Source organism: Mesorhizobium sp. M2C.T.Ca.TU.002.02.1.1 (assembly GCF_003997225.1).
In genome coordinates, this window is sequence record NZ_RZTO01000845.1 from 1 (window position 1) to 2,577 (window position 2,577).

2 protein-coding genes are annotated in these 2,577 nt (G+C 67.4%); one reads left to right on the forward strand and one right to left on the reverse strand.

The window, feature by feature from the left end:
- The first annotated feature begins 99 nt into the window (after positions 1-99).
- Positions 100-507: a GtrA family protein gene (locus EOD07_RS30305; protein ID WP_127237930.1), complete on the forward strand. Its 408-nt coding sequence runs from the start codon at positions 100-102 to the stop codon at positions 505-507.
- A gap of 1 nt (position 508) precedes the next feature.
- On the opposite strand, the gene EOD07_RS30310 is transcribed toward EOD07_RS30305, so the two are convergent.
- Positions 509-2,577, reverse strand: a 2,069-nt coding sequence (locus EOD07_RS30310; protein WP_164772686.1) for an efflux RND transporter permease subunit, incomplete at its 5' end; no start/stop codon positions are given.

The following is a 2,577-nucleotide window of genomic DNA, read 5'->3' on the forward strand; positions in this document are numbered from 1 at the left end:
GATGCAAGCCGTGCGCGAGGTCGAGTTTGCGGTTCTGAGTTCCGAGGATTTCGGCGCCAGCCTCGAACGGGCCGGCGTGCGCGTCATGGGCGGCGAAGCATGAGCGTCGGCCAGCCGCAGCGTTCGACCGGCAACAAGATCGTCCGTTTCGCCCTGGTCGGGCTGGTCAACACCGGCATCGACCTCACCGCATTCTTCCTGCTGCTCAAGCTCGCGGTGCCGGCCTTGGTCGCCAATGTCGGCGCCTGGTTCGTCGCGGTGCTCTTCTCCTTCGTGGCGAACCGCTTCTGGTCGTTCGAGCGGGACCCCGGTATCCGGCTCCACCATTCCTTCCTGCGCTTCGTCTCACTGGGCGCGCTGATTTCGCTTGGCGTCTCGAGCCTCTCGATCGCTGTCCTGGCGGGGGCCGTCGGCGTCTGGCCTGCCAAGATCATCGGTGTCGTGGTCGCGGCCGTGCTGAACTTCCTGGCTGCGCGCTGGTCGATCGAAGGCCGGTTGTTGAAATAGCCTACTCGGCCGGCTCCAGGTCGACATAGGCCGCTTCCTCGAGCTCGCGCTTCAGCCGGGCTTCCTCATGCGCCTTCGGCGTGACGAAGCGGCCGAGCAGGAGATAGGCGACCGGGGTCAGGAACAGGGTCGAGATGGTGGCCAACCCGAGGCCGCCGACGATGACCCAGCCCAGCGCCACGCGCGCCTCGGCGCCGGCGCCGGCGGCCAGCACCAGCGGCACGCCGCCGAGCACGGTGCAGATCATGGTCATCATCACCGGGCGAAGGCGAATGGTGGCGGCCTCCTCGATCGCCTCCCGCACGCCTGCCCCACGGTCGCGCAGCTGGTTGGCGAACTCGACGATGAGGATGCCGTTCTTGGCCATGACGCCGACCAGAAGAACCAGGCCGATCTGGCTGTAGGCATTGAGGCTGGTACCCGACAGGAGCAGTGCGAAGATCGCGCAGGCCAAGCCCAGCGGCACGGTCGCCATGATGATGACCGCGCTGATGAAGCTCTCGAACTGCGCCGCCAACACCAGGAGGATGATGACCAGCGCGAAGCCGAAGACGGCGATCATGGCGCTGTTGCTCTCGCCGAGCGTGGCGGCCTCGGCGAGCGGCAGGATGCGCGCGCCGGGCGGCAGCAGCGGCGCCGCGATCTGCTCGGCGCGGGTCAGCGCCTCGCCGAGCGCGAAGCCGCTGCCGAGATTGGCGGTGATCGCGACCGAGGGCTGCTGCTGCTCGCGTGTCAGCGACGGCGGCACGGCGCGCTCGGTCAGCGTGGCGATGGTCGACATCGGCACGAAGCGGCCATCGGACGTCTTCAGGAAGATGTTTTCCAGATCGGTCGGATCGTTGATCGGGTTGGTTGTCGAGACCAGCTTCACGCCATAGCTGCGGTCGGCGATGTAGACGTCGACGACATCGTTGCCGTCGAGCATGGCCTGCAGCGTGTCGGCGAGCCCGGTGATGTCGATGCCGAGATCGGAGGCGCGCTCGCGATCGATGGCCACCGCGAGCTGCGGCTGCGTCGGATCGACGGAAAGCCGCGGCGTCTGGAAGCGGGGATCCTGGCGCATCGCGTCGACGACCTTCACCGCCGCCTCGCTCAGCGCCTTGCGGTCGTTGCCGACCAGCGCGAATTGCAGGCCGTTGCCGGCGCCGCGGATGCCAAGGCTGTTCGGCTGCACCGGAAAGACGCGCACGCTCGGCACCTGTTTCGTCAAGCGGCTGATGTCGGCCATGATCTCCTGCTGGCTGCGCATGCGCTCGTCCCAGGGCGCCAGCGTCATCACCATGAAGCCCGAATTGTAGGAGCCGTTGTTGCCGGCGTTCTCGAAGGTCGACCGGATCTCGCCGGAATCGCGCAGCGGCTGGATCAGCCGCTCGATCTTGCGCATCTGCTCGGTCGTGTAGTCGAGGCTGACGCCTTGCGGCGCGTTGATGCGCAACAGCACCACGGCGCGGTCCTCTGCCGGCGTCAGTTCCTGGCGGATGGTGCCGAACAGGGTGAAGGCGGTGCCGGCGAAGATGAGCGCGACCAGCACCACGATCCAGGGCGCGTCGAGGCAAAGATGCAGGCAACGCTTGTACAGCCGATGCAGCGCCCCGCCGATGCGCGCGCCGATGCCTGTGCCGCCTTCATGGTGAAGCGAGGCGCTGGTCAGCATGCGCGAGGCAAGCATCGGGCAAAGCGTCAGCGCGACCACGCAGGAGAGCAGCACCGACATCGCCAGCACAAAGCCGAATTCGCGGAACAGGCCGCCGGTCTGTCCCGGCAGGAAGGAGATCGGCACGAAGACGGCGACCAGCGTCAGCGTCGTGGCGACGACCGCGAAGAACACTTCCTGGGTGCCGAGCACCGCCGCGGCGCGCGGCCCCATGCCTTCGTTGCGGCGGCGCACGATGTTTTCCAGCACGACGATGGCGTCGTCGACGACAAGGCCGGTCGCCAGCACCAGCGCCAGGAGCGTCAGGATGTTGACGGAAAAACCGGCGAGATAGATCGCGGCGATGGTGCCGATCATGGCGACCGGCATCGACAGGCCGGGGATCAGCGTCGCGCGCCAGTCGAGCAGGAAGGCGT

Coding starts and splice junctions, on each gene's coding strand:
- EOD07_RS30305 (WP_127237930.1), top strand. CDS start 100: ATGAGCGTCGGCCAGCCGCAGCGTTCGACCGGCAACAAGATCGTCCGT.